The sequence below is a fragment of the Haloarchaeobius iranensis genome, assembly GCF_900103505.1.
Lineage (GTDB): Archaea > Halobacteriota > Halobacteria > Halobacteriales > Natrialbaceae > Haloarchaeobius > Haloarchaeobius iranensis.
Genome location: NZ_FNIA01000011.1, coordinates 72,488 through 95,672, shown reverse-complemented (window position 1 = coordinate 95,672; position 23,185 = coordinate 72,488). Strand labels below are relative to the sequence as shown.

Here is a 23,185-nt window from a genome sequence, read left to right as displayed (position 1 = left end):
TGGACCTACGAATTCGCCATATTAAACACTATCGGGTGGCCGCGCAACAAATCGGGCGTCACGGCGGTGGTGCCCGTCCCCTGTGCCGGTCAGCTGGCGAACCGACGGAGGAGGGGTGTGTTCGAGCGGACCATCGCATCCACGAGCTCGATGGCCTCGTCGGCCTCCTCGCGGCTCACGCCGGGGCCGTACACCGCTTTCTCGTGTAGCTCGACCACGCGGTCGGCGCGCCTGTCGACGCCGGACATGGACAGCCGCTGGACGTACTGCGACGGCGACTCGTTCGGTTCGCGGGGGCCGTACTGCCGTTCGAGCACGAGTTCGAGGCGCTCGACGGCCCGTTCGACGTCGGTGTCGGGTTCGCGTCTCGTCCCCTGCCAGCGCAGTTTCGCGGCGCGACGGACCGCCCGCGTCGCACCGGCGCGGTGGGCACCGGCGGCGAGCCCGACCATCGCGACGAGTCCGAAGGCGGCGTAGCGCTGCTGTTCCTCGGAGAAGCCGCCGGGCCCGCCGCCGTTGGGCTCGCCGACGGTCGGACCCGGCGTCGAGCCGGTGCCGTCGATTGGGCCACCGAGGTTGTCGGAGCCGACGCCCGGCAGGTCGGGGTCGCGGAACGTCCGGTTCGCGTCGGAGCCGTTGTCGGTCAGCCGGTTGGTCGGGATGGCGGTCGTCGTCGTCAGCGGTTGGTCCTCGCTCCCGCCGACGTCGACCTGCCCGTCATCGCTCTGTCTGGCGTCCTCGATGCTCGCAACTTCGGTGTCGCTCCGCGGGCCACCCGGGGTGGGGTCGAACTTGACCCAGCCCACGTCGGGGAAGTACACTTCGACCCACGCGTGGGAGTCGAGGCCGCGGACGACCCACTGGTTCTCGTCGACCTGCTGGCCGGGCGTGTAGCCCACGACGTACCGCGCGGGGATGCCCTGCGAGCGGAGCATCATCGTCATCGTCGTCGCGTAGTAGACACAGTACCCCTGCTCCATCTCGAACAGGAACGACTCGGCGACGTTGCCGTTCGGCCGGTTCACGTCGAGCGAGTACTCCCGGTTCTCCTCGAGCCAGTCCTCGATGGCGACGGCGGTCTCGTAGGGGTTCTCCGCGCCTGCCTCGTCGACGATCTCCTGGGTTCGCGACTCGAACGCGTTCGAGAAGTCCGGCTGTTTGTCGTCGGCCAGGTACACCTGCCGCACCGCCGCCGGATAGTCGGTACCGGCGCTCTGCAGCGTCGCCTCGTCGGCGTTCGGCACCTCACTGATGACCCGGTAGGTGTCGTTCGGCTGGAACGTGACGGTGGACTGGAGGCTGCCGTGGCTGGTCACCTGGGTGTACTCGCGGACCTGCCCCTCGACGCGGACGGGCTGGTTCGCCGCGGGCATCACGTTCGTCCGGTCGTGCATCCGGACGAGCTGGGAGACGGTCTCCGTCTCGCCGGGCGGTGACTCGAGCTGGCCGCCGTAGGCTCCCGCCTGTCCGGTCCGGAGCCACGACCCACCGGTGAAGCGGTCGTAGACGCCGACGCGCCAGTACTGCGGGTCGTCCGCGGTCACGGTGAACCGGACCTCCGGCGAGAGTTCGATGGAGCCCTGGATGGTCGTCTCCCCGGGCGAGCTGGTCAGGCTCCCCTCGACGGTCGTCGGCCCGCCCTCGACGAGTCGGAGGGCCGTCCCGGTGAACGGGAGCTGGATGGCCGACCCGATGAGCATGAGCGTGAAGAGGACGACGAGCACGTCGGCCTGCAGCACCGAGCCGCCGTGGCGTTCGAGCTCGCCGAAGCCGATCATCGCGATGCCGCCCAGCGTCGCACCGAACAGCATCCCGCGCTGTATCCAGCCGCCGCTGAACGCCGTCGCGGCGTCGCCGGTCAGCACGAGCACGAGGAAGGCGAGCCCGCCGACGACCGCCGAGAGGACGTAGCGCCGCCGGAACGCCAGGTACCACGAGAAGAAGGCCGGTGCCGGCGCGAACCCGAGCACCCAGAGGTGGGCCTCCTTCAGCCGCAGGACGGTGAGCCCCGTCAACAGCGAGATGGAGTCGGCGATGATCTTGTCCCACGCCTGGAGCAGCAGCTCCAGGCCGTTCGGCGTCGAGAGGATGTACGAGCCGTAGGAGACGACGAGCAGGCCGACGGTGAGGACGGCGGCGACCCGCTCGCTGATGAGCCGCGAGAGCACCGCCGCGAGCGCGATGGACCCGGTGACCAGCAGCAGGAGGGGTATCGACCCGCCGAGGGTGATGGTGAGGTCGTACAGCACCGCGACCCAGGTCGCCGTCATCACGGCGAGGCCGCCGAGGGCACAGAGCCGGAACCAGTCGACGCCGTCGTCGACCTGGGTTTCGCTCCGAGCTCGGTGAGCGGTCGGCGCGCTCATGCCGTCACCTCCCGGCTGGACGGGACGTCGTCGCTCACGAACTGCTCGAACGGGACCTCGTTGTCCTGCATCCGCACGCTGACGGCGGTCCCTTCGCTCGCCGTGATGTGGATGTCGGCCTTCTCGCGGTAGTGCTCGGGCACCTGACCGGGGCCGACGGTCGCGAGCAGACTGAGCAGGCGTTCTCGCTGGTCGGCACCGGCTGCGACCTCGAGCTCCCCGTTCGGCGTCGCGATGCCGACCGCGATGCCGTTGTCCAGCAGATACAGCGCGATGCTCGCGGCCGCCTCGGCCATGTCGTCGTCCCAGCCGTCGGCTGCCTCGGCGGCGATGCGGACGTCACCGAGGTCGGTCTCGGCCAGGAACTCCTTGACGACGAGGTCGTCGGTGGGGCGCTTCGCGCTCGACTTCCAGTGGACGTCGCGCAGCGAGTCGCCGCGGTCGTACTCGCGGAGGCGGTCGAACTCCTCGCGGTTGTGGTCGAAGCCGCCTTCGGGGAGGAGGTTCAGGTCGTGTCTGGTCGCCCCCGTGAGCGTGTACACGCGGGGGTAGACGAGGACGGAGTCGTACATGCTGTAGGTGTAGGTTCGTTCGGCGAGGGCGAGCACGTCGGTCACCGTGACGGTGAGCGGGCCGAGCTCGTGCTCGCCACGGGCGAGGTACTCGACGTCGTACTCGAGGATGTCGTCGCCGATGGTCGTGTCGAACACGTTGCCCGTTGCGCCGATCGCTGCCGGGTTCTCGTCCACGACCCGCGCCGCGACCGGGGAGGAGACGTCGAAGCGGAGCCGTACGGGCCTGGTCTCACCGATGTGCCCCGCGTCGGGAACGACGCGTTCGACCGCCGGCCGGCCCGTGAGGGCGATCTGGATGACGGCGCCGAGGCAGGCGACGACCACCGGGATGACGATGGCACCGAGCTGACGCGACCCGAACTGGACGGCCATCGCTATCGTGACGACGAGGAGGACGACCGCGCCGATGCCGCGTCTGGTGAGTCTCATTCGACGGGGACTGTCTCGATGGCCTCCTCGACGACCTGGACGCCCTGGTCGCGGGGGCCGCTCGCGGAGAGTCTGATACGGTGGCTCAGCACGCGGGGTGCCTCGGCCTGGATGTCGTCGGGGATGACGTAGCCGCGACCGCGCAGGACCGCCCGCGCCTGTGCTGCACGCAGGAGCGCGATGGTCCCACGCGGGGAGACGCCGAGCTTCGCGTGCTCGCGGGTGAACTCGGCGATGCGGGTCGCGTAGTTCCGGACCGGCTCCTTCACCGTCACCTCGGCGACCGTTCGGCGCGCGCGTCGGACGGTCTCGACGTCCGTGACGGACTCGAGCGAGTCGATCGGGTGGTCGCCGACGACCCGTGCGAGCATCTCGGACTCCTCGGCCTGCGAGGGGTAGCCGAGGTTGAGCTTCTTCATGAAGCGGTCGACCTCGGCCAGCGGGAGCTCGTAGGTGCGGTTCGGTTCGACGGCGTTCTGGGTCGCGATGACGGTGAACGGCTGGGGGAGCTTCCGTGTGGTGCCGTCGACGGTCACCTGCTCCTCCTCCATCGCTTCGAGGAGCGCCGACTGGGTCTTCGGCGGCGCGCGGTTGATCTCGTCGCCGAGGACGATGTTCGCGAACACCGGCCCCTCCTGGAACTCGAACTCGCGGGTCTTCTGGTTGAAGACGTTGACCCCGGTGATGTCCGAGGGGAGCAGGTCCGGTGTGAACTGGACGCGTTTGAACGAGCAGTCGATGGAGGCAGCGATCGACCGGGCGAGCATCGTCTTCCCGACGCCGGGAACGTCCTCGAGCAGGATGTGGCCACGCGCGAGGATGGCGGTGAAGACGTGTTCGATCTCGTCGGGGTGCCCGACGATGACGTCCTCGACGTTGGCGAGGACGTCGCGGCTGACCTGTGCGGCCTGGTCCACGGTGAGCGCGTCTGTAGTGGTTTCTGGTCGACTCGGCTGGTGTGAAGCGTCTGGAGTGTTGGCGTCCGTCATGGTGGTGCTTCCGACCGCTCGTGTCCGTCTAGAGGGCTGCTGCCTCGGTCTGGGTGGGGTAGCGGGATAGTTTTTTTGTTGCCCATAGTCACGATTGTAGTCATTCTGCCTCGAGCGACCCACTCTCGTCTGTCTGTGCTTGTGTATCGGTCCCGAACTTGTAACGTTGCCGTGCCATCACGTGACAGCGGTTACCGGGAAGTTACCACTCCTTGCAGTCGGCACACAGCAGCCGACCGCCGTCGGTCCACGCACGCTGGGTTCGGGTGCCACAATCAGTACACGGCTGTGGGTTCGTGCTCCAGCGCGAGGTCGGTCGGACGGGTTCGGGGCCGTCGGTCGCCGACGCCGCGTTCGTCGCCACCGGCTCCTCGTCGTCCCCGCCGTCTCCGAACTCCGTCAGCGAGGCGTCCCGGGTCATGACCCACCGTACGGGTGGGACACCCTTGAGGGCAACGGACAGAACCAAGTACTCCCGCTCGAACCCTCGGGTATGTTCAGCATCGAGACGGTCGCACTCCAGGTCGACCCGGTCGCGAACGTCGAGCAGCTCGTCGAAGGCTTCGGACAGGTCGTCGCCAACGGCGACCCGCTCTCCATCGCGCTGCTGGTCGTCGGTGGCGTGCTCACCGGTCTGGCCGCCGGCGGGTTCGGCCTGCTGGCCGCCGGGAGCGTCCTCAGCGGTCTCGCCCGGTCGTTCTCCCGAGAGCCTCCGCGAGGAGCGTAGGCGCGGCGGTCCGGTCCGGCCCAAGCGGGCTCCCGGCCACGAAGCTGTCCGCGTACGTCGACACCGCTTCTATCCGTTCGCCGACCTGCTCCGGCGTTCCCGCGATACAGAACACGTCCAGCATCCGCTCCGTCACCGCCTCGAACGCGGCGTCGAACGAGCCGTCCGAGAGGTGTTCGCCGACCGTACTCGCGGCCTCGTGGTCGACGTCGTGCCGGTCCAGCACCGGCGGTGCAGTGCCGGCCGCGATGAACGCCACCGGCGGGCGTGCCGCGGCACGTGCCGCGGCCTCGTCCTCGGCGACGCTGACGCTCGCGAAGGCCGCGAAGTCGAACTCGCCGCGTGAGTCGGGCCGTTCCTCGAGCCCCTCCGCGACGCGGTCGGCCGCCCACTCGAAGTCCCGCGGGTGGGAGGCGTTCAGCAGCACGCCGTCGGCGTGTTTCGCCGCCATCCGTGTCATGTGTGGGCCCTGCGCACCGACGTACACCGGAATCTCGCCCACGTCGAAGTTCAGCTCGGCGTTCCGGGCGGTGAACGTGCCATCGTGGTCCACCGACTCGCCGGCCCAGAGCCGCTGTGCCACCTTGAACGTCTCCAGCACCCGCCGGAGCGGTCGCTCGTGCTCGTAGCCGAGGTTCGACAGCGCAGAGCGGTCGCCCGCGCCGACGCCGAACACCGCCCGCCCGTCGGTCGTCTCGTCGAGCGTTCCCGCTCTGGTCGCCAGCGACACCGAGTGGGTCTCGTACGGGTTGACCACACCCGGTCCCACGTCGAGGCCGGTCGCCTGGCCGATGCGGTCGGCGACGACGAACGGGTCGCGGTTGAAGTGGTGGGAGGAGACGAACGCCGTGTCGAAGCCCGCTTCCTCGGCAGCCCGGGCCGTCTCGACGATCTCCGCGGTCGGGTGTTCCGGCGTGAGCTCGATACCGAGTCTACGCATCGTCGAACTCCCACCCCCGGAGCGCCTGCCTGACGAAGTCGCTGTCGACGTCCCGGAACACCGAGTCGTGGCCGTCGTGGTCGCCGAACGCCCAATCACGGACGACGACGATGGGCTTCCCGCCGTCGCCCTCGCCAGCGACGAGGTTCGCCGCCCCGGCGAGCTCGTCGACGACGCACTGGACCGTCACGCCGAGCTCCCGGCCGTCGCGGTCGTGTTCCCCGCGCCAGTCACGGTTGCCCGGCATCCCGTCCCAGCCGACCGCGACGGCCGCCTGTCCGTGGCGGAACGGTCGCCCCGACGTGTCGGTCACCACGACCGGGTTCTCGTGCGGGAGTCCCGCCCGGATGCGGGCAGCGCTCTCGCTCGGCCGCTCCGGCAGCAACAGCAGGTCGTGGCCGGGCACGTTCGACCGGTCGATACCCGCGTTCACGCCGACGTGGCCGAACTTCGTCTCCGTGAGCAGGAACGGTGCCTCCATCAGCAGCTCCGTCGACTCCTCGAGGACGGCCTGTGCGAACCGTGGGTCCTTCTCGTCGCCGGTGATCGACTCCAGCCGGCGCGCGATCTCGCGGGCCCGTGGCCCGTCGGGGAAGTCGGCGAGGTCGGCGAACCGCCCCTCGGCCTTCGAGACGACCGTCGAGGCGACCACCACCACGTCGTCCGGACGCAGGTCGAACCGCTCCGTAACCGCGGCCGCGAGGTCGTCGCCCTCGCGTATCTCCGGGACGTCCGGAACCGCCAGTAGCTCCATACCAGTGCGTTCCGGAGGGCCGGACAAAAGGGCCTCGGTGGTGGAAAGTCCCGCCCATGCCGGCTGTCACCGTCGCCCGAACCGGACGCGATGACAACACTCACAGCGTTGGCTTCCGTTCACCGACCCATGAGCGAGGAGACCCACGTCGTGACGGCGTTCCTGCGACACGACGGCGAGGTGTTGCTGCTGCGCCGGAGCGACGCTGTCGGGACGTATCAGGGTGACTGGGGCGGCGTCTCCGGCTACGCGGAGGGCGACCCGGAGTCGCAGGTCGAGACCGAGATCGACGAGGAGACGGGGATCGGCGAGGCTGAGCGGACGCTCGTCCGGACCGGGAATCCCCTCCGTGTCGTCGACGACGACCTCGACCGCACGTGGGTGGTCCACCCGTTCCTGTTCGACGTGACGACCCGCGAGGTGACGACCAGCGAGGAGCACGACACCTACGAGTGGGTCTCGCCGACAGCCATGTTCGACCGCGGCGTGGTCCCGGAGCTGTGGGCAACCTACGGACGTGTCGCACCCTCCGTCCGCAGCGTCACCGCGGACGACGAGCACGGCGCGTCGTACCTCTCCATCCGGGCGTTGGAGGTGCTTCGCGACCGGGCTGCGACGCTGGTCGGCGAGGCGGAGTCCGACGACGACGCGTGGGACGAGCTCGCCGACCTCGGGCAGCGGCTCTGCCGCGCACGACCGAGCATGGCGGTCCTTCGCAACCGCGTGAACCGAGTCCTCGCCGCGGCCGACCGAACCGCCGCGTCCGTGCTGGACACGGCGACCGACGGCATCCACCGTGCCGTCACCGCCGACACCGACGCCGCCGTGCGGGCCGGCGCGCTCGTCAGCGACCGGACCGTCCTGACGCTGTCGCGGTCGGGGACCGTCATCCGGGCCTTCGCCGAGGGGAGCCCCGAGGAGGTGTACGTCGCGGTGTCCGAACCCGGCGGCGAAGGCGTCGACGTCGCCGAAGCACTCGTCGACGACGGCCCGGTGACGTTACTCCCCGATGCGGCCGTCGCCCAGGCCATCGTCTCCGGCGAGGTGGACGCGGTGCTGGTCGGTGCCGACACCATCCTCCCCGACGGGACCGTCGTCAACAAGGTCGGGACGCGCACGGTTGCCGTCGCCGCCGCACACGAGGAGGTCCCCTGCTACGTCGTCGCCGCGACCGACAAGATACACACCGAGCCGTCGGTCAACGTCGAAAGTGGCCGTCGCTCGGCGGTGTACGACGGTGACGCACCGCTCTCGATGTTCAACCCGGTGTTCGACGAGACCCCCGCCCACCTCGTCGACGCCTTCGTCACCGAGCGCGGCGAGCTCGACCCGGGCGAGGTCGACGCCGTGGCCGACGAACTGTCGGCACTCGCCGACTGGCGCGATTGACAGGCGACTCCGGGACGCACGACGGCTCGTCGCACACCCGCCTCGACCGTCGTGGGTGATCGCTCAGGTGATACCGGTGCTGGTCGCGTTCCCGTACTTCAACCGTCGGCCGGAGTCGCAAGTGGGAAACCGTCGGTCGGACTAGTTCCTCTCGGGCGGCGGTGACGAGGGTTACCCCCACCGAGCCCCGTGTGACGAGGCACTCAACCCGAGCCGCCCCATTCTGCGAGCCGCTACCAGCCAAGTGACTGCCGTCGTTCCTCGGCGCGGGCGACGAACGCGGCAGTCCACTCGGGGCAGTCGGGGTGGGACTCCACGTCCGCGGGTGCGAGCCAGTGCGTCGCGGCGACCTCCTCGGGGGCGGCCACGGTCGGCGCGCCCCCGTCGTGGCGGGCGAGGAACACGACGTTCAGACACTCCGCGCCGGTGTCCGCGACGAAGGCGTTGCTCTGGACGTAGGTGAGACCGGTGACGGCCACGTCGACCTCCTCGCGGACCTCGCGGTGGACGGTGCGCTTGAAGGCACCGGTGTCGTGTGTCGTCCCTTCGACCTTGCCGCCGACGAGTGCGAGCTGCCCACTCGCGTGTTCTTCGCCGGCCGCGCGCTCGACGAGGAGGTACTCGCCGTCGCGGTAGATCGCGGCTTCGACGTTGACGACGTAGTGTGACCCGTCTGTCATCGTGACCGGGTATTCGACGGGGGGAGTTAGTCCCGTCGGCCGTCAGAAGTACTGGAACAGTTCGTCGTGGTTCTGCGCGTGGAGGTGGTCGCGGAGCGCCTCGTTGAGTGCCTCGATACGGCCCTGTTTCGCGGTGATGGGGGCGACGACGTCCTGCCACTGCTGCCACGGTGGGTAGAGCCCGAGGCGGTCACAGAGGTCGTCGAGGCGTTCGTCCCGGTCGTCGACCTTGTCCATCTTGTTGACGGCGACGACCGTGGGGACGCCGAGCTCGCGCAGGAAGTGGAACATCTCGACGTCGTAGGGGATCTCGTCCTCGGTGGTGTGGCGGTCGATGATGTCGACGGCGCTCTTGCCGTCGACGACGAGGACGGCGGCGAGGAAGTTGTCGGCGTACTCCTCGAGGTAGGCGACGATGTCGTCCTTGATAGCTTCGCGGCGGTCCGCTTCGACGCCGGACATGAAGCCGAATCCGGGGAGGTCCGTGACGACGAAGTCGTGGGCCGACCAGTCGTAGTGGTTCGGCTCGCGGGTGACCCCGGGTTTGCCGCCGGTATCGAAGGAGTGACCGGTGATCTCGCGCAGTAGCGTGGACTTGCCGACGTTGGACCGCCCGACGAAGACGACCTCGTGGGCACAGTTCGGACGGTTTTCGAACATGGTCGTCCGTACCGCGCCGACGGGCAAAAGGGTGTCTCGTTGGCCGCGACAGTCCAACAAAGTGAGGTGGGCCGCGTTCGACGGCTGGCATATGTCCGGTGTCGTCGACCATCTCGTCGCTCTCGCGTTCGGGTTCCTCGACGGACTCTCCTTCGCCATCGCGTTCGGCGTTCTCTCGTTGCTCACCCTCACCGTCGTCCCGTGGTCCGTCCGCGTGGTGCTGGTCGTCTTCGGTGTCGGTGCCGGAATCGGGCTCCTCGTCACGGCGTACAGCACGCACCGCTTCCACCGCGACGGACAGGCGTTCGCGGCGGTTCGCGGCCTGTTCCGGTTCTGGAAGCGCCACGTCCCGGTGTGGCTCTGACCTCCAGGTTTATCGGGGAGGACGCGCCCAAGCAGGGCGTGCCCTGCCGAGCTACCACCGGGCGGGGAGCGGGTGCGCGACGCGCCGTCCGGTGGGCGGTCCTGCGTCGCCTGTTCGCCAGCTCCACCGGTCGATACGCCCGGAACACGCCCGACCGCGGGCTTTTTCTGCGCGTTCTGCGTCCACGGGGACGTGCGACTCGTCCAGGTCATGATTCCGGCTGGGAAGCGCCGGGCCGTCCTCGACGCGCTCGACGACGCGGGCGTCGAGTACGCACTCACCGACGAGGTGAGCGGCCGGGAGTACACCGCCGTCGTCTCGTTCCCGCTCCCGTCGGATGCGGTCGAACCAATCCTCGAACGGCTCAGAGAGGCGGGTATCGAGCGGGAGTCCTACACGGTCGTCCTCGACGCCGAGACGGTCGTCTCGAAGAAGTTCGAGCGACTCAGCGAGGAGTACGCCCAGGACGAGGAGACGACCGGGCGTATCTCGCGGGAGGAGCTGAAGACGAAGGCCGGCGAGATGGCCCCGAAGCTGTCTGTCTACGTCCTGCTGACCGTCGTGAGCGCCGTCATCGCTACTGCCGGCGTGTTGCTTGACTCGGCTGCGGTGGTCGTCGGGTCGATGGTTATCGCCCCGCTCATCGGGCCCGCGATGGCGGCGAGCGTCGGCACCGTCCTCGACGACCGGGAGATGTTCGTCCGCGGCGCGCGCCTCCAGCTGCTCGGCGTGGTGGTCGCCGTCGCCGCCGCCGCCGGCTTCGCCACGCTGCTCAAGACGGTCCATCTCATCCCGCCGATGGACCCAACGACCGTGGGACAGGTTCAGGAGCGACTGCTCCCCGATTTCCTGTCGCTCGTGGTGGCCATCGGCGCCGGTGTCGCCGGTGCGACCTCCCTCCGAACCGGTGTCTCCGCGTCGCTCGTCGGCGTCATGATCGCCGTGGCGCTCATCCCGCCCACGGCCGTCATCGGCATCGGCATCGCCTACGGCCTCCCGCTCGTCGTCCTCGGCGCGAGCGTCCTGGTGCTCGTCAACGTCCTCTCGATCAACCTCGCCGGCACCGCGACGCTCTGGTACGCCGGCTACCGCCCCGAGCAGTGGTTCCGGACCGACGAGGCCCGCACGGCGACGCTCCAACGCATCGCGGTGCTCGTCGCCTCCATCGCGGTCCTCTCCGTGTTCCTGGGCGGCGTGACCTACATGTCCTACACGACCGCGGCTATCGAGGACGACATGGTCGCCGGGGTCGAAGACACCGTCGCCGAGTACCCGGAGGCGACGCTGGTCGACGTCGAGGTCGTCCACGAGCAGAATGTCTACGAGCGGGCGTTCGACCCGCGACCGGAGCGGGTGGTCATCACGGTTGCGCGGCCCCCCGGACAGACGTATCCACAGCTACCGCAACAGCTCGCGGAGGTGCTCGAGAGCGGGGACGGGCTCGTCGTCGAGGTCCGCTACGTCGACTCGGTGACGGTGCCCGAACGTGAGGGTCGGTCGTCGGTGGCGTCGACGGCGGGACCGCCGGTTCGACCGCCTGTCAACGCCGGGCAGCCGGGTTAGTTCGACTCCTCGAACGGCAGTTCGAGCTCGTAGTCGACGGCTTCGACGGCGGCGTCGAGGACGCCCTCGACGTTCTCGTCTTCGGTGATGCTCATGTAGAGGTCGGCGTCGACGTCGCGGGAGCGGTCGGACTTGTTGCAGACGGTGAGCAGCGGCACGTCCTCGAAGTCGGCGGCGACGGCGTCCCGCAGCGCCAGCTGGGCGTCGAGCGGGTAGCCGCAGTCGCCGCTGGCGTCGACCATGAACAGGAGGCAGTCGCCGAGGTGGGTGAGTGCGGAGACGGCCTGCTGTTCGATGTCGTTGCGCTCGTCGGCGGGGCGGTCGAGGAGCCCCGGCGTGTCGATGACCTGGTAGCGGATGCGGTCGCGCTCGAAGTGGCCGACTCCGATGCCCTTCGTGGTGAACGGGTAGGAGGCGGTCTCGCCGCGGGCGCGGGTGACGGTGTTGACGAACGAGGACTTACCGACGTTCGGGTAGCCGGCGACGACGATGGTCGGCGCGTCGGGGTCGATGTCGGGGAGTGTCTTCAGGTCGTCGCGGGCTTCACCGATGCGGAGCAGGTCGTCCTCGACCTCCTCGACGACGTCCGCGAGGCGGGCGAACGCCTGCTTCCGGAGCTTGCGGGCGGTGTCCGCGTCGTTACGCCGCATCCGGCCCTCGTACTCCGAGCGGATCTCGGCGGTCTTGCGTGCCGCCCAGCTCACCTCGCTGAGCGACTGTCGCAGCTCGTCGACGTCGACGATGGCGTCGGCGAGCTCGTAGTAGAACGGGTCGACCGTGTCGAAGTCGGGCCAGGCCGTGACGACGTTCTCCATGTTGTCGGAGAGGATGTTCGACGCCGTCTGTAGCATCGAGGTCTGGGCCTCGTGCCCGGACTTGGCTCGCCCCGAGCGGGCCGCCCGCGAGAACGCCTTGTCGATGAGCTCCTCCGACCGGGGGGTCGTCGGAAGGTTCTCGAAAATCATGGTCACACGTTGTCTGCGCGGACGTATAAGGCGTTCCTTGTGGGCCCGCGGCGGTGGTCGACGATTCAGCGCCGCTCGGCCAACTCCGCCCGTAGCTCGTCGATGTCGACGTCCTTCATCGAGAGCAGGACGAGCAGGTGGTAGACGATGTCCGCGCTCTCGTGGACGAGTTCGTCGTGGTCGTCGTCCTTCGCGGCGAGCACCAGCTCGGTGGTCTCCTCGCCGAGTTTCTCCAGCACCGCGTTCTCGCCTTTCTCGTGGGTGAACAGGCTGGCCGTGTAGGAGTCCTCGGGGAGGTTCGTCTTGCGGTCCTCGACGACCGCGAACAGCTCGTCGAGCACGTCGTCCGTCGAGCGGTCGGTGGTGTCGCCGCTCATGCGTACTCCGCCACCTCGCGGATGTCGTCCAGTTCGGCGAACTCCTCGGCGTCGCGACGGCTGTCCTCGAACACCGCCTCCGAGATCTCGATGGGCGTGTTCGTGCGGGCCGCGAGCGCGAGGGAGTCGCTCGGCCGGGCGTCGACGACGACGTCGTCACGCGGCGTGGCGACGTGGAGGTCCGCGATGTAGGTGCCGTCCTCGACCGCGCTGACGACGACCTGCGTGATGCGGCCGCCCAGCTCCTCCACCACGTCGAGCAGGAGGTCGTGGGTCAGCGGTCGGCCGATGTCCTCGGCGTCGAGGCCACGCGCGATGGCCATGGCCTCCTCGAACCCGATGAAGATGGGCACCACGTCCTCGGCGTCCGCGACGGTCAGGACGACCACGGGGACGGGTCCGTCGCGGGTGCCGGCGACGCGGACCGCGTCGATGGCTGCGTTCATGGCCGGACGGAAGAGGCCGAGGTAGAAAAGTCCCCGCTCTCAGCGGGCGAGGGGGTCGGCCTCGTCGGCGGCGAAGAAGGCGAGCCGGTGGACCCGCACGTCCGGGGTCAGTTCCGGATGGAACGAGGTCGCCACCACGGGGCCGTCGCGCACCGCGACCGGGCGGTCGTCCCACGTCGCGAGCACCGCGACGTCGTCGCCCACCTCGTCGATGACCGGCGCGCGGATGAAGACCGCCGGGAACGGCTCGTCCAGCCCCTCGACGTCGAGCGGGGCCTCGAAGCTGTCCTTCTGGCGGCCGAACGCGTTGCGGTCGACGCTCACGTCGACGAGGTCGAGGGTGTCGACCCGGTCGTCCTTGGCGTCCCGCGACGTGACGATGAGCCCTGCACACGTCGCCAACATCGGCTTGCCGGCCTCCACGTGGGCGACGATTTCGGTGGCGATGCCCTCCTCGTGGAGCAGTCGCGAGATGGTGGTCGACTCCCCGCCCGGCACGAGCAGCAGGTCGCAGTCGGGGACGAGTCCCGACTCGCGTATCTCGCGCACCTCGACGTCCTCGCCGTGGGCGCGGCCGGCCCGCCGGACGGCGTCGGCGTGCTCGGAGACGTCGCCCTGGACGGCGACGACGCCAGCTACGAGTGTCATGACAGGAGTTTACGGGTGCCGAAGGAAAAGCCTCGCGAGTCCGCTCGATGCTGCCGGTGCCGTGGGTGCGTGGCGTGTCCGGGCCTACAGCGCGACGCGCAGCACCATCACGAGCGCGCCGAAGAAGACGCCGAACGCGACGACCGTCTTGGGGTCGATCTGGATGGCGTTGCGGTCCTCGGCGTCGAAGTAGCGGACGAGCCCGGCGCTGGACATCAGCCCGCCGGAGTTCTCTCCCTTGCTCATACCGGCCTCTCGTCGCTGCGCCCGTCTAAACCTTTCGACACCGTGTCCGGGCCGCCGCCGCGCTCGTGTGCGCTCCTCGTCTAACCAAACCCTTATGCGCGCAGCGAGGGAACAGTCGGCCGATTATGGCAGTCACGCTCAAGGACTTCTACGCCGACTGGTGCGGCCCCTGCAAGACGCAGGACCCCATCCTCGACGAGCTCGAGGAGGACTGGGCCGACCGGTTCGAGGTCGAGAAGATCAACGTCGACGAGGAGCAGGACGTCGCGAACCAGTACCAGGTTCGCTCGCTCCCAACGCTCATCGTCGAGAACGACGACGGCGTCGTCGAGCGCTTCGTCGGGGTCACTCAGCGCGAGGACCTCGAGGACGCCCTCGAGAAGGCCGGCGCGTAACCGGGTCGCCGGTGGTGGTCGGGGCGTCAAGCGCCCCTCTCGTTGTTTCAGTACCGACGAGCAACAGCAGTCGCTCGTGCCCTCACTCGAACGTCACGCCGACGTCGTGCATCCCGTCGTTGTAGCGCGCGATGTTGATGACCAGCGGGGTGACGCTCTCGACCTCCGCCGCGTTGGCGAGCGGGCCGGCGTCGAGCGAGCGGAGTCCCTCGATCTCGTCGGCGAGCCGTCGCACGATGTCCTTCGCGTCCGGGTCGTCGCCCACGACCAGCGTGTCGAGGTCGAGGGCCACGTCGAGGTTCGCGAGCCGGTCCGCAGAGAGGTTGTGGAACGCGCCGACGACCGAGACGTCGTCGGGTGCGGCCTCCGCCGCGATGGCGGTGACACTCCCCGCGCCGGGCCGGTGGTAGTGCATCCCGTCCTCGTCGCCTTTCATCCCCACCGCGGGGGAGACGAGGATGGTGTCCTCGTCCAGCTTCCCCGCGACCGAATCGACCGTGTCGCCGACGTGGTACGGCGGCACCGCCAGCACGACGACGTCCGCGCGGTCGGCCGCCATCTCGTTCGCGAAGCCGTTCACCGTGCGGTCGACGCCCCGGCTGTCCAGCTCCGTCTCGTACGACTCGGCCGCCGTCCGCGCCTTCTCGGCGTCGCGCGAGCCGATCAGTACCTCGTGGTCCGTATCGTAGGCCCAGCGGAGCGCGAGGCCCTGGCCGATATCGCCCGTGCCACCGAGCAGTGCGATTCGCATACCCGTGACGTGGACCCGGACGGTGAATAAGCGTTCGGAGTCGGCAGGTGACCGTGTGTCGCCGACCGATGGTCGCTGGGTGGCGGGGACACGAACAGCCGGCGTACTCCGGGGGGCTCGTCCGGCGGCCGCTCACGGCGTCGCGCTTCGCACTCTGCACCGCTTGAGGCACTACTCGGAAGACTCTCCCGCAGACCGTCTCCAGCCGGCTACTCGTCCCGTGCGGGCGTCTCGTTGTACTCGCCGGCGCGCCAGAGGAAGGTGAAGAAGGCGAGGAAGTAGCCGAGTGCCGCGCCGGTCCAGCCGGCGAAGCTCGGTATCGCACCTTCGAGGGCGGTCGCGGCGCCGAGCGCGCCGATGACGGCGGCGAGCTCGACGAAGACGAGGTCGCCGAACTTCCCGGCCCAGGAGCGCTCCGCGAGGTAGCCGTCGGTGTCGAACGTCCCCGCGACGAGCGCGAAGACGGCGATTCCGACGGGCGTCGAGAACGCGATGCCGAGGGCGGTGCGCTGGGCGTCGGACATGCCCGCTATCGGCGTCGTCTGGAGCGTGCCCGCGACGATGCTCCCGACGACGAGGAAGACGAGGACGACGACGATGCGCTTGAGGTTCATGCGCTGGCTACCGTCCCCAGGCACAAAAGGCGGTTCGACTCCCGCCGGCGGTCAGCCGCCGTCGCCGACCGTGCCGTTGGCGACCGCGGCGTCCAGGTCGCCGGCGACGTAGCGGACGGTCAGTTCGTCGCCGGGTTCGACGCCGACGAGGACGACGCTGTCACCGGCGCTGATGGTGTCGTCGTCGTCGACGCCGAAGCGCAGGTCGGCCCACGTCGCCCGGTCGCCGTCGACCTCGACGACGATGTTCCCCGCGAGGACGCTGTCGCCGCCCGTGTAGGTGAGCGCAGTCCGCTCGTCTCCCTCGTAGCTGTGGTCGAAGGCGGCGGTCGGGACCGTCGCGTCCGTGCTCCCGGTCTGGGTGACCGCCCAGGCGATACCGCCGACGCTCGCGGCGAGCATCAGGACGACGACGCCGACGACCACCAGCCGCCGTCGCGGGTTCGCCGGCTCGGGGGCGCGGGGGTCGGTCGCCGGTGACCGGGCGCTCGCCGGGCCGTCCGGCCCTGCGGTGCCGGCTGCACGCTCGTCGTCGGCCGCCCCGTCGTCGCCGTCGGCAGGCGCTCCCGCATCGGTCATGTCCGACACCTCGCCGGCCTCGGATAAAGTCGGTGTGGCCGCGGCTGAGCGAACGCTGGCAGCAGTCGCGTGTTCGCGACCGTCAGAACGCGTGGTTCGTCACTCGGCGCAGCAGGGTTCGGCTTCGTTGCAGTCGGCCTCGCCGCCGTCGGCCGCCACCTTCTCCTCCTCGATCTCGTAGAGACTCTGTCGAGCGTCGGCGAAGTAGACGTCCTGGCTGACGAGGTCGATCTCCTGTAGCCGTTCCAGTGCGTACCGGACCGTCCGGGCCGAGAGCATCGACTCCTGGACGATCTGCTTCTGCGTGAGCGGGCCGTCGTATTCGAGCACCTTGTACACGAGCTTGGCGCTGGGCGGTAGCTCCTCGAGTTCCTCCCCGGTTGTGCTCATCGTTACGAATCGAAAACCGCCACGACCTTAAACTTCACCCCAACGACCCGATCTGGGACCTGTTCGGACGAGAGACAAGCGAACGCCTTTTTACCGGCGCTCCCACACCCACGAACATGGCTACCGACACGGCTGGCTCCGACACGGCGGATTCGGAGGACCAGCACTTTCATACGGTCACGCGGACGGCCCTCTCGGCGGGGGTCGGCGTCGCGGCGGCCTTCCTCTCGGCGTCGCTCACCGCTGGAGCCGAGACGGCGGAGATTGCGGCACAGAACCAGACCGCACAGCTCGTCGTCATCGTCGCCATCGCCGTCCAGCCGCTCCTGCAGCGGCTGCTCGGCGTCTACAAGAACGACTTCGGGGCGAAGGACTTCCTGTTCATCGCGTTCATGACCTTCTCCTTCTGGTTCGTCACCTGGGGGATCATGCTCACCGCGCAGCACACGGGGTGACCGATGGCGGACGACAGCATCGCGGTGGTCGACCTGGAGCGATGCCAGCCCGACCGCTGCAACTACGAGTGCAAGAACTTCTGTCCGCCGAACCGCACCGGGAAGGAGTGTATCACCGTCCGCGGCGAGGACACCATGGAGGGGAAACCCGACCAGGTGCGCATCTCCGAGGAGATCTGTCTGGGCGAGACCTGCGGCATCTGCGTCGAGAAGTGCCCGTTCGACGCCATCGAGATCATCAACCTGCCACAGGAGCTCGACGACGAGCCGGCCCACCGCTACGGCGAGAACGCGTTCTCGCTGTACGGGCTGCCCGCCCCCGACGAGGGTCGCGTGACGGGTATCCTCGGCCCGAACGGCATCGGGAAGACGACCGCGGTCCGCATCCTCGCCGGGGAGCTCACGCCCAACCTCGGGAACTACGGCACCGAGCCGGAGTGGTCCGACGTGCTCGACCGCTACCGCGGCACCGAGCTGCAGGCGTTCCTGCGGGAGCTCCGCGACGGCGACGTCAGCGTCGCCCGCAAGCCGCAGTACGTGGACCAGATCCCGAACCAGTTCGACGGCACCACGCGCGAGCTGCTCGACTCGACCGACGAGCGGGGCGACCTCGACGCCATCGTCGACCGGCTGAGCATCCGGCCCGTGATGGACCAGCACATCGGCGACCTCTCGGGGGGCGAGCTCCAGCGCGTCGCCCTCGCCGCGACGCTGGCCCGGGACGCCGACTTCTACTTCCTCGACGAGATCACGCCGTACCTCGACATCGGCCAGCGCGTCACCGCCGCGCGGCTCATCCGCGACCTCGCCGCCGACGGCGACCGGTCGATGCTCGTCGTCGAGCACGACCTCGCCATCCTCGACCTGCTCGCGGACAACCTCCACGTCGCCTACGGTGAGCCCGGCGCGTACGGTGTCGTCACGGACCCGAAATCCGTCAGGAACGGCATCAACGAGTACCTGAAGGGCTACCTCGACAACGAGAACATGCGCATCCGGCCGAACGCCATCGAGTTCGAGGAGCACGCTCCGCGCACCGTCGCGAAGGGCGACGTGCTCGTCGAGTACCCCGACCTCGAGATGAGCTACGGCGAGGGTGAGTTCTCGCTGTCGGTCGACGGGGGCACCGTCCACGAGAACGAGGTGCTCGGCATCGTCGGCCCCAACGGCATCGGGAAGTCCACGTTCGCGAAGCTGCTCAACGGGGCGCTCGAACCGGACGAGGGCGAGCTCGACTTCCAGCTCGACATCTCCTACAAGCCGCAGTACATCGAGATCGACAAGCCGATGCGCGTCGACGTGTTCCTCCAGTCCATCACCGACCAGTTCGGCTCGTCGTACTGGAACACCGAGATCGCCCAGCCGCTCCAGCTGGAGCGCATCATGGAGCAGAACCTGGAGGACCTCTCCGGCGGCGAGCGCCAGCGCGTCGCCATCGCGGCCTGCCTCTCCGAGGAGGCCGACCTCTACCTGCTCGACGAGCCCTCCGCGCACCTCGACGTCGAACAGCGCGTGCAGGCGACCAGCGCCATCCGGCGCTACGCCGAGAGCCAGGACGCGACCGTCATGGTCATCGACCACGACATCTACATGATCGACCTGCTCGCCGACCGACTGATGGTGTTCGACGGCGAGCCCGCCGAGCACGGCCACGCCGGCCGCCCGCAGGCGATGCGCTCGGGCATGAACGAGTTCCTCGCGAACCTGGACGTGACGTTCCGCCGGGACGAGCGAACGAAGCGACCCCGGGTCAACAAGCCCGGCTCGCAGCTCGACAAGCAGCAGAAGAACGACGGCGAGTACTACTACTCGGCCTGAGAATCCAGGCACCCCCCAAACAGCGTTTTCAGCCACCTCAAGGCACTTACCGGGCGGGGGCCACGGCCCGACTATGCGACGCCGCACCCTCCTCGCAGCGACTGCGACGGCACTCGGCACGGTGACAGTCGCCGGCTGTCTCGGCGACGATTCGAACGACGGCGACGGGACGACAAGCCCCGTGCCGACGACGCAGTCGATGTCGGGCCGGACCGACACGGTGACGACGACTGGGGCGGACTCGTTCCCCGAGAACTGCCCGGACGAACCGGACATCGACGGGCTGCCCGCACGGCCGGAGAACCCGACCGAGTCGACCGTCGTCGACTACGTGCGCGAGTTCGAGGCCGCGTACGTCGTGGCGACGGACGAGAACTACGCGGCTATCGACTCCATAACCGTCACCGGGACCACGGCGGGGGACGACGGCTACGAGGTCGAGATGGCCGTCGAGGGTGTCGAGGCCACGCGGACCGGCACCGCGACCCAGCAGCCCGACGACGCGACCTCGCATCGCGTCACCTACCGACTCCGGGGGCAGACGCTGGTCCGCGAACTCCGGGGCTACGCCGCTGGCCGAGCGATCTCGGAGGACTGCTGGACGGTGTCGACGGCGTGATTTGCGCGCCCGCCTTTCGAAGCCCTTAACCCCCTCAGTGGAGAATTTCGGGTAACTCGCTGGCGGACGGGCTCCAGCGGGCACCTGCGCACAACAGGTCATCGGAATGTGGTTCGCCGACGCGAACTGAACCGGACAACGCCCGTGGTGATACACACATGGCACGAAGCTTCTACTCCCACATTAAGGAAGCCTGGCGGGACCCGGACGACGGGAAGCTCGCCGAGCTGCAGTGGCAACGAAAACAGGACTGGCGGCAGGAAGGCGCAATCGAGCGCGTCGAGCGCCCGACCCGGCTGGACAAGGCCCGCGAGCTGGGCTACAAGGCCAAGCAGGGCATCGTCGTCGCCCGCGTCTCGGTCCGCAAGGGGAACGCCCGCAAGCAGCGTCACAAGGCCGGTCGCCGGTCGAAGCGCCAGGGCGTCAACCGCATCGGTCGCCGGAAGAACATCCAGCGCATCGCCGAGGAGCGCTGCGCGCGTAAGTACCCGAACCTGCGCGTGCTCAACTCCTACTGGGTCGGTGAGGACGGCTCCCAGAAGTGGCACGAAGTGATCATGGTCGACCCCGAGCATCCGGCCATCGAGAACGACGACGACCTCAACTGGATCTGCGACGACAGCCACACGGGCCGTGCGTTCCGTGGCCTCACCAGCGCCGGCAAGCAGAACCGTGGCCTGACGTTCAAGGGCAAGGGTACCGAGCACACCCGTCCCTCGAACAACTCCGGCCGCGGCCGCGGCAAGTAACCACGCCGCTTTCTCCCGGTTTTCCTCCGCCCCGGAGCCACGGCGCTGTCTCGCCGGGAACGCTGCCGAAACCGCACGGTTCATCCCGGTCCGCGAGGGAGCACGACCCGTGAACGGTATCGCCCTCGCCCTGTTCGCTGCGGTCCTCCTCGGGTGCTACATGTTCGGCGTGAAACGGTACTTCGCCGACTACGCGGCGTCCGTCTACATGTTCGGCGTGTACGCCGCCGCGGTCGCCTGGTACATCCCGGTGGCCGTGGCGACGACGGACGGGCCGCCCGTGCCGACGTCGGCGGTCGGGCTGGCCGCGTCGCTGGCGGTGAGTGTCGGCGTCGTCGTCGCGCTGCTCGCGTTCTTCCGGGCGCTCTCGACCGGCGACGTGAGCTACGTCGCGCCAATCAGCAAGGTCGTCCCCGCCTTCGTCCTACCCATCGAGGTGCTGTTCCTGCACGAACGGCTCTCGGTGATGCAGGTCGCGGGTGTCGTCGTCGTCACGCTCGGGCTCTACCTCGTCAACTACGAGCCGGGGACGCTGCTGGAGCCGCTCCGGCGGGCGGTCCGCGCTCGCCCCGCACAGCTCGCGCTCCTGAGCGCGGCGACGTTCGGCGTCGTCGACGTCGGGAAGCGGCTCGTCCTGCAGGAGCTGGGCGTCGAGCCGACCGCGTTCGTCGTCGTCATGCTCGTGACGACGTTCGTCGCCATCTCGCCGCTGGCGCTCCTGAAGGTCGACCGCGCGGCGATGACGGCCGACTGGCGGAAGTTCGTCGCCTTCGGCGCGGTCGTCGCGGGCGGCCAGCACGTCATCTCGCTGGCGTTCACGACGTTGCCCGCCAGCGTCGCCTCGCCCATCGTCAACGCGCAGGCGGTCGTGGCGGTCCTGCTCGGCGGGGTCGTGCTGCAGGAGCGGAACTTCCGGCTCCGGCTGGCCGCTGCGAGCGTCGCCATCGGTGGCGTCGCCATGATCACCCTCGGCTGAGCCGCCGGTGGACCAGTGCCGCGGCCGGGGCGTCCGCGTTCAGGACGCGGCGTCCGTCGAGTCCTCGTGTCCGTCGAGGGTCGGGAGGTCGACGCGGTCGGAGTACACCCGGATGTACCCGGTGGCGAGGCCGAACAGCAGCGCCAGCAGGAACGGCTCGCGGCTCCCGGCCGGCGCGTCGATGCCGAGGAGCGACATCATCCCGCCGACACCGAGGAGCCAGAACGGCATGGTGCAGACGGTGATGCCGATGAGGCCACCGAAGCTGCTGTGTGACCAACCACGGCGGACGAACAGCGACGCGCCGAGCACGCCCACGACGGCCGTGAGACCGAGGACGCCGCGGCCGAGCGGGTCCCCGAGTATCCCGTCGGCGAGCGCGGTGGTCGGGAATGCGATGACGACGATGCCCAGGAACGCGAGGGCGAAGTCGGCAGCCGTATCGAGTGCGCTCCGAACGTCGTGTCCGGTTCGCTCCATGGGCGGACGGATGGCGCTCGCGCCCATTCAACGTGCAGCCAAACGTCTTCACGAAACCGACCCGATGTACATTGGCTGGGGTTTCAACTTGGGGGTCTCCAGTGCGGCCGATGCGCTCGCCCGTGCCCGCACAGCGGACGACGGCTGGTGCCGGTGCCGGTGGTGCGCCCGTCACGCGCGGTTCGTGAGCGTCCCGTATCGACGCGGGCAGCGCCGCGAGCGAGCGCCCGGGGCGTCCACGACTGCCGGAGCCGACCATGGATGGGCCGTCGCCCGAACTTTAGTGCCTGACTCACGTTGTGACCGCCATGCTCTCCGACGCGATGTCGCTACTACTCCAGGCGACGCCCCCCGATTTCTGGCCGTCGCAGTTCGCCGACGACTGGTCGTTCGTGGTCCGTCTCGGCTGGGGTGCGCTGGCGTTCGCGCTCGTGACCCTCTTCGGCCTGTTCGTCCTCGACCCGACGGTGAGTCGCATCGTCACCGCCCGGAACCGAAACAACCCGACCGTCGAGGAGGCGGTGTCGCGGTACCTCCGGCTGGCGGTGGTCGTCGTCGCGTTCCTCGTCGGGGCGCTCGTCACGGGCTACGGCGCGTTCCTGCAGTCGTCGGCGCTCGTCGTCGCGGCCGCCACGCTCGCGCTCGGCGTCGCCGGCCAGACGGTCATCGGCTCGCTCGTCAGCGGGATGGTGCTCGTGCTGGACCCGGAGTTCAACGTCGGCGACTACATCCAGTGGGAGGGCGGCGAGGGCACCGTGCGCTCCATCACACTCCGGGTGACGCGGGTCCAGACACCCGACGGCGGGCTGGTGACGCTTCCGAACACCACGTTGACGAGCCAGGCGATCACCCGGCCGTACGGCTACGACCGCACGCGCATCGCCGAGCACGTCGGCATCGCCTACGAGGACGACGTGGACGAGGCGCTGTCGCTGCTCACGGCGGCGGCACGCGACGTCGAGGGGGTCGTCGAGGGGCCGAGCCCGAGGGCGTACGTCGACGAGTTCAGCGGCGACGCGGTCGTCCTCCGGGGCGAGTTCTGGGTCTCAGACCTGGACCGGCGCGGGCTGTTCCACGTCCGGTCGGAGTACGCTCGCCACGTCAAGCAGCGCCTCGACGGTGCCGGGATCACCCTCGCGCCGGCGTCGAAGCGGGAGCTGCTGGGTCGGGTCGCGGTCGACAGTGGGGAGTGACGGCAGCGCCGTTGCCGATAACTATTCGTACCCGAACCGTCATCCCTG

General features: G+C 69.1%; 29 protein-coding genes. 11 read left to right on the top strand and 18 right to left on the bottom strand.

Annotated features, from left to right (window positions below):
• Positions 1–89: 89 nt before the first annotated feature.
• The 4 genes from BLT27_RS11300 to BLT27_RS11285 all read right to left on the bottom strand — a co-directional run bounded on the left by BLT27_RS11300 (position 90) and on the right by BLT27_RS11285 (position 4,780).
• A complete protein-coding gene (locus tag BLT27_RS11300) occupies positions 90–2,366 on the bottom strand; it encodes a transglutaminase TgpA family protein (RefSeq protein ID WP_089733929.1) in 2,277 nt (758 codons plus the stop codon).
• The gene (locus BLT27_RS11295) at positions 2,363–3,370 is read right to left on the bottom strand and encodes a DUF58 domain-containing protein (protein WP_089733927.1); all 1,008 of its coding nucleotides are present in this window, start codon (positions 3,368–3,370) and stop codon (positions 2,363–2,365) included. Before BLT27_RS11295 ends, BLT27_RS11300 begins: the two co-directional genes overlap by 4 nt.
• Positions 3,367–4,359, bottom strand: a complete 993-nt coding sequence (locus BLT27_RS11290) for an AAA family ATPase (RefSeq protein WP_089733925.1) — start codon at positions 4,357–4,359, stop codon at positions 3,367–3,369. Before BLT27_RS11290 ends, BLT27_RS11295 begins: the two co-directional genes overlap by 4 nt.
• A 202-nt stretch (positions 4,360–4,561) precedes the next feature.
• Positions 4,562–4,780, bottom strand: a complete 219-nt coding sequence (locus BLT27_RS11285; RefSeq protein WP_089733923.1) for a DUF7573 domain-containing protein — start codon at positions 4,778–4,780, stop codon at positions 4,562–4,564.
• A gap of 72 nt (positions 4,781–4,852) precedes the next feature.
• Here BLT27_RS11285 and BLT27_RS11280 point away from each other — a divergent pair, with 72 nt between their 5' ends.
• A complete protein-coding gene (locus tag BLT27_RS11280) occupies positions 4,853–5,086 on the top strand; it encodes a DUF8024 family protein (protein ID WP_089733921.1) in 234 nt (77 codons plus the stop codon).
• Here BLT27_RS11280 and BLT27_RS11275 read toward each other — a convergent pair.
• Positions 5,037–6,026: a 5,10-methylenetetrahydromethanopterin reductase gene (locus BLT27_RS11275; protein WP_089733919.1), complete on the bottom strand. Its 990-nt coding sequence runs from the start codon at positions 6,024–6,026 to the stop codon at positions 5,037–5,039. The two genes, BLT27_RS11280 and BLT27_RS11275, sit on opposite strands and share 50 nt — an antisense overlap.
• The gene (locus tag BLT27_RS11270) at positions 6,019–6,780 is read right to left on the bottom strand and encodes a coenzyme F420-0:L-glutamate ligase (protein WP_089733917.1); all 762 of its coding nucleotides are present in this window, start codon (positions 6,778–6,780) and stop codon (positions 6,019–6,021) included. Before BLT27_RS11270 ends, BLT27_RS11275 begins: the two co-directional genes overlap by 8 nt.
• 129 nt (positions 6,781–6,909) lie before the next feature.
• Between BLT27_RS11270 and BLT27_RS11265 the strand changes: the two genes are divergently transcribed.
• Entirely contained in the window at positions 6,910–8,169 is a 1,260-nt protein-coding gene (locus tag BLT27_RS11265) for an eIF2B alpha/beta/delta subunit family protein (protein ID WP_089733915.1), read from the top strand.
• 233 nt (positions 8,170–8,402) lie between these two features.
• On the opposite strand, the gene BLT27_RS11260 is transcribed toward BLT27_RS11265, so the two are convergent.
• Positions 8,403–8,849 carry an NUDIX domain-containing protein gene (locus BLT27_RS11260; RefSeq protein WP_089733913.1) on the bottom strand — a complete coding sequence of 149 codons (447 nt, stop codon included), beginning with the start codon at positions 8,847–8,849 and terminating at the stop codon, positions 8,403–8,405.
• Between the two features lie 42 nt (positions 8,850–8,891).
• The gene (engB, locus tag BLT27_RS11255) at positions 8,892–9,509 is read right to left on the bottom strand and encodes a GTP-binding protein EngB (protein ID WP_089733911.1); all 618 of its coding nucleotides are present in this window, start codon (positions 9,507–9,509) and stop codon (positions 8,892–8,894) included.
• 91 nt (positions 9,510–9,600) lie between these two features.
• On the opposite strand from engB, the gene BLT27_RS11250 reads away from it, so the two are divergent.
• Together BLT27_RS11250 and BLT27_RS11245 are read left to right on the top strand one after the other, a co-directional pair.
• Positions 9,601–9,873, top strand: a complete 273-nt coding sequence (locus tag BLT27_RS11250) for a hypothetical protein (protein WP_089733909.1) — start codon at positions 9,601–9,603, stop codon at positions 9,871–9,873.
• 192 nt (positions 9,874–10,065) lie between these two features.
• Complete coding sequence (locus BLT27_RS11245; protein WP_089733907.1) at positions 10,066–11,436, top strand: TIGR00341 family protein; 1,371 nt, start codon at positions 10,066–10,068, stop codon at positions 11,434–11,436.
• On the opposite strand, the gene BLT27_RS11240 is transcribed toward BLT27_RS11245, so the two are convergent.
• From BLT27_RS11240 to BLT27_RS11220, 5 genes are all read right to left on the bottom strand, one after another.
• Positions 11,433–12,401, bottom strand: coding sequence for an NOG1 family protein (locus BLT27_RS11240; protein WP_089733905.1), 969 nt, complete (start codon positions 12,399–12,401; stop codon positions 11,433–11,435). The two genes, BLT27_RS11245 and BLT27_RS11240, sit on opposite strands and share 4 nt — an antisense overlap.
• A gap of 65 nt (positions 12,402–12,466) precedes the next feature.
• Positions 12,467–12,778, bottom strand: coding sequence for a phosphoribosyl-ATP diphosphatase (hisE, locus tag BLT27_RS11235; protein WP_089733903.1), 312 nt, complete (start codon positions 12,776–12,778; stop codon positions 12,467–12,469).
• On the bottom strand, positions 12,775–13,224 hold the full coding sequence (locus BLT27_RS11230) for a bifunctional nuclease family protein (RefSeq protein ID WP_089733901.1): 450 nt from the start codon (positions 13,222–13,224) through the stop codon (positions 12,775–12,777). The genes hisE and BLT27_RS11230 overlap by 4 nt, the downstream gene beginning before the upstream one ends.
• Before the next feature lie 39 nt (positions 13,225–13,263).
• Positions 13,264–13,872, bottom strand: a complete 609-nt coding sequence (gene pdxT, locus BLT27_RS11225) for a pyridoxal 5'-phosphate synthase glutaminase subunit PdxT (protein WP_089733899.1) — start codon at positions 13,870–13,872, stop codon at positions 13,264–13,266.
• Between the two features lie 84 nt (positions 13,873–13,956).
• Positions 13,957–14,118 (bottom strand): preprotein translocase subunit Sec61beta, encoded by a 162-nt coding sequence (locus BLT27_RS11220; protein WP_089733897.1) that lies wholly within the window; start codon positions 14,116–14,118, stop codon positions 13,957–13,959.
• A gap of 125 nt (positions 14,119–14,243) precedes the next feature.
• Here BLT27_RS11220 and trxA point away from each other — a divergent pair, with 125 nt between their 5' ends.
• Positions 14,244–14,513, top strand: a complete 270-nt coding sequence (trxA, locus tag BLT27_RS11215) for a thioredoxin (protein ID WP_089733894.1) — start codon at positions 14,244–14,246, stop codon at positions 14,511–14,513.
• Positions 14,514–14,595: 82 nt separating this feature from the next.
• On the opposite strand, the gene npdG is transcribed toward trxA, so the two are convergent.
• From npdG to BLT27_RS11195, 4 genes are all read right to left on the bottom strand, one after another.
• Entirely contained in the window at positions 14,596–15,264 is a 669-nt protein-coding gene (npdG, locus tag BLT27_RS11210; RefSeq protein WP_089733892.1) for an NADPH-dependent F420 reductase, read from the bottom strand.
• Positions 15,265–15,473: 209 nt separating this feature from the next.
• The gene (locus tag BLT27_RS11205; RefSeq protein WP_089733890.1) at positions 15,474–15,878 is read right to left on the bottom strand and encodes a hypothetical protein; all 405 of its coding nucleotides are present in this window, start codon (positions 15,876–15,878) and stop codon (positions 15,474–15,476) included.
• Between the two features lie 51 nt (positions 15,879–15,929).
• Positions 15,930–16,457 (bottom strand): hypothetical protein, encoded by a 528-nt coding sequence (locus tag BLT27_RS11200; protein ID WP_089733887.1) that lies wholly within the window; start codon positions 16,455–16,457, stop codon positions 15,930–15,932.
• Positions 16,458–16,556: 99 nt separating this feature from the next.
• The gene (locus BLT27_RS11195) at positions 16,557–16,847 is read right to left on the bottom strand and encodes a MarR family transcriptional regulator (RefSeq protein WP_089733885.1); all 291 of its coding nucleotides are present in this window, start codon (positions 16,845–16,847) and stop codon (positions 16,557–16,559) included.
• Positions 16,848–16,963: 116 nt separating this feature from the next.
• On the opposite strand from BLT27_RS11195, the gene BLT27_RS11190 reads away from it, so the two are divergent.
• The 5 genes from BLT27_RS11190 (at position 16,964) to BLT27_RS11170 (ending at position 21,464) form a co-directional block, all read left to right on the top strand.
• Positions 16,964–17,302: an EMC6-like membrane protein gene (locus BLT27_RS11190; RefSeq protein WP_089733883.1), complete on the top strand. Its 339-nt coding sequence runs from the start codon at positions 16,964–16,966 to the stop codon at positions 17,300–17,302.
• Positions 17,303–17,305: 3 nt separating this feature from the next.
• Complete coding sequence (locus tag BLT27_RS11185) at positions 17,306–19,120, top strand: ribosome biogenesis/translation initiation ATPase RLI (protein WP_089733881.1); 1,815 nt, start codon at positions 17,306–17,308, stop codon at positions 19,118–19,120.
• Positions 19,121–19,193: 73 nt separating this feature from the next.
• Complete coding sequence (locus BLT27_RS11180) at positions 19,194–19,739, top strand: hypothetical protein (RefSeq protein ID WP_089733879.1); 546 nt, start codon at positions 19,194–19,196, stop codon at positions 19,737–19,739.
• A 158-nt stretch (positions 19,740–19,897) separates the two neighbouring features.
• Positions 19,898–20,488 carry a 50S ribosomal protein L15e gene (locus tag BLT27_RS11175; protein WP_089733877.1) on the top strand — a complete coding sequence of 197 codons (591 nt, stop codon included), beginning with the start codon at positions 19,898–19,900 and terminating at the stop codon, positions 20,486–20,488.
• A 109-nt stretch (positions 20,489–20,597) separates the two neighbouring features.
• Complete coding sequence (locus BLT27_RS11170; protein ID WP_245707725.1) at positions 20,598–21,464, top strand: DMT family transporter; 867 nt, start codon at positions 20,598–20,600, stop codon at positions 21,462–21,464.
• Positions 21,465–21,503: 39 nt separating this feature from the next.
• On the opposite strand, the gene BLT27_RS11165 is transcribed toward BLT27_RS11170, so the two are convergent.
• Positions 21,504–21,944: a hypothetical protein gene (locus BLT27_RS11165; protein WP_089733875.1), complete on the bottom strand. Its 441-nt coding sequence runs from the start codon at positions 21,942–21,944 to the stop codon at positions 21,504–21,506.
• Positions 21,945–22,252: 308 nt separating this feature from the next.
• Between BLT27_RS11165 and BLT27_RS11160 the strand changes: the two genes are divergently transcribed.
• On the top strand, positions 22,253–23,137 hold the full coding sequence (locus BLT27_RS11160; protein WP_089733873.1) for a mechanosensitive ion channel family protein: 885 nt from the start codon (positions 22,253–22,255) through the stop codon (positions 23,135–23,137).
• The last annotated feature ends 48 nt before the right edge of the window (positions 23,138–23,185 follow it).

Bases quoted from the DNA above. Each gene is read 5' to 3' on its own strand.
- BLT27_RS11300 (WP_089733929.1), bottom strand. From the start codon at position 2,366: ATGAGCGCGCCGACCGCTCACCGAGCTCGGAGCGAAACCCAGGTCGAC.
- BLT27_RS11295 (WP_089733927.1), bottom strand. From the start codon at position 3,370: ATGAGACTCACCAGACGCGGCATCGGCGCGGTCGTCCTCCTCGTCGTC.
- BLT27_RS11290 (WP_089733925.1), bottom strand. From the start codon at position 4,359: ATGACGGACGCCAACACTCCAGACGCTTCACACCAGCCGAGTCGACCA.
- BLT27_RS11285 (WP_089733923.1), bottom strand. From the start codon at position 4,780: ATGACCCGGGACGCCTCGCTGACGGAGTTCGGAGACGGCGGGGACGAC.
- BLT27_RS11280 (WP_089733921.1), top strand. From the start codon at position 4,853: ATGTTCAGCATCGAGACGGTCGCACTCCAGGTCGACCCGGTCGCGAAC.
- BLT27_RS11275 (WP_089733919.1), bottom strand. From the start codon at position 6,026: ATGCGTAGACTCGGTATCGAGCTCACGCCGGAACACCCGACCGCGGAG.
- BLT27_RS11270 (WP_089733917.1), bottom strand. From the start codon at position 6,780: ATGGAGCTACTGGCGGTTCCGGACGTCCCGGAGATACGCGAGGGCGAC.
- BLT27_RS11265 (WP_089733915.1), top strand. From the start codon at position 6,910: ATGAGCGAGGAGACCCACGTCGTGACGGCGTTCCTGCGACACGACGGC.
- BLT27_RS11260 (WP_089733913.1), bottom strand. From the start codon at position 8,849: ATGACAGACGGGTCACACTACGTCGTCAACGTCGAAGCCGCGATCTAC.
- engB (WP_089733911.1), bottom strand. From the start codon at position 9,509: ATGTTCGAAAACCGTCCGAACTGTGCCCACGAGGTCGTCTTCGTCGGG.
- BLT27_RS11250 (WP_089733909.1), top strand. From the start codon at position 9,601: ATGTCCGGTGTCGTCGACCATCTCGTCGCTCTCGCGTTCGGGTTCCTC.
- BLT27_RS11240 (WP_089733905.1), bottom strand. From the start codon at position 12,401: ATGATTTTCGAGAACCTTCCGACGACCCCCCGGTCGGAGGAGCTCATC.
- hisE (WP_089733903.1), bottom strand. From the start codon at position 12,778: ATGAGCGGCGACACCACCGACCGCTCGACGGACGACGTGCTCGACGAG.
- BLT27_RS11230 (WP_089733901.1), bottom strand. From the start codon at position 13,224: ATGAACGCAGCCATCGACGCGGTCCGCGTCGCCGGCACCCGCGACGGA.
- pdxT (WP_089733899.1), bottom strand. From the start codon at position 13,872: ATGACACTCGTAGCTGGCGTCGTCGCCGTCCAGGGCGACGTCTCCGAG.
- BLT27_RS11220 (WP_089733897.1), bottom strand. From the start codon at position 14,118: ATGAGCAAGGGAGAGAACTCCGGCGGGCTGATGTCCAGCGCCGGGCTC.
- trxA (WP_089733894.1), top strand. From the start codon at position 14,244: ATGGCAGTCACGCTCAAGGACTTCTACGCCGACTGGTGCGGCCCCTGC.
- npdG (WP_089733892.1), bottom strand. From the start codon at position 15,264: ATGCGAATCGCACTGCTCGGTGGCACGGGCGATATCGGCCAGGGCCTC.
- BLT27_RS11205 (WP_089733890.1), bottom strand. From the start codon at position 15,878: ATGAACCTCAAGCGCATCGTCGTCGTCCTCGTCTTCCTCGTCGTCGGG.
- BLT27_RS11200 (WP_089733887.1), bottom strand. From the start codon at position 16,457: ATGACCGATGCGGGAGCGCCTGCCGACGGCGACGACGGGGCGGCCGAC.
- BLT27_RS11195 (WP_089733885.1), bottom strand. From the start codon at position 16,847: ATGAGCACAACCGGGGAGGAACTCGAGGAGCTACCGCCCAGCGCCAAG.
- BLT27_RS11190 (WP_089733883.1), top strand. From the start codon at position 16,964: ATGGCTACCGACACGGCTGGCTCCGACACGGCGGATTCGGAGGACCAG.
- BLT27_RS11185 (WP_089733881.1), top strand. From the start codon at position 17,306: ATGGCGGACGACAGCATCGCGGTGGTCGACCTGGAGCGATGCCAGCCC.
- BLT27_RS11180 (WP_089733879.1), top strand. From the start codon at position 19,194: ATGCGACGCCGCACCCTCCTCGCAGCGACTGCGACGGCACTCGGCACG.
- BLT27_RS11175 (WP_089733877.1), top strand. From the start codon at position 19,898: ATGGCACGAAGCTTCTACTCCCACATTAAGGAAGCCTGGCGGGACCCG.
- BLT27_RS11165 (WP_089733875.1), bottom strand. From the start codon at position 21,944: ATGGAGCGAACCGGACACGACGTTCGGAGCGCACTCGATACGGCTGCC.
- BLT27_RS11160 (WP_089733873.1), top strand. From the start codon at position 22,253: ATGCTCTCCGACGCGATGTCGCTACTACTCCAGGCGACGCCCCCCGAT.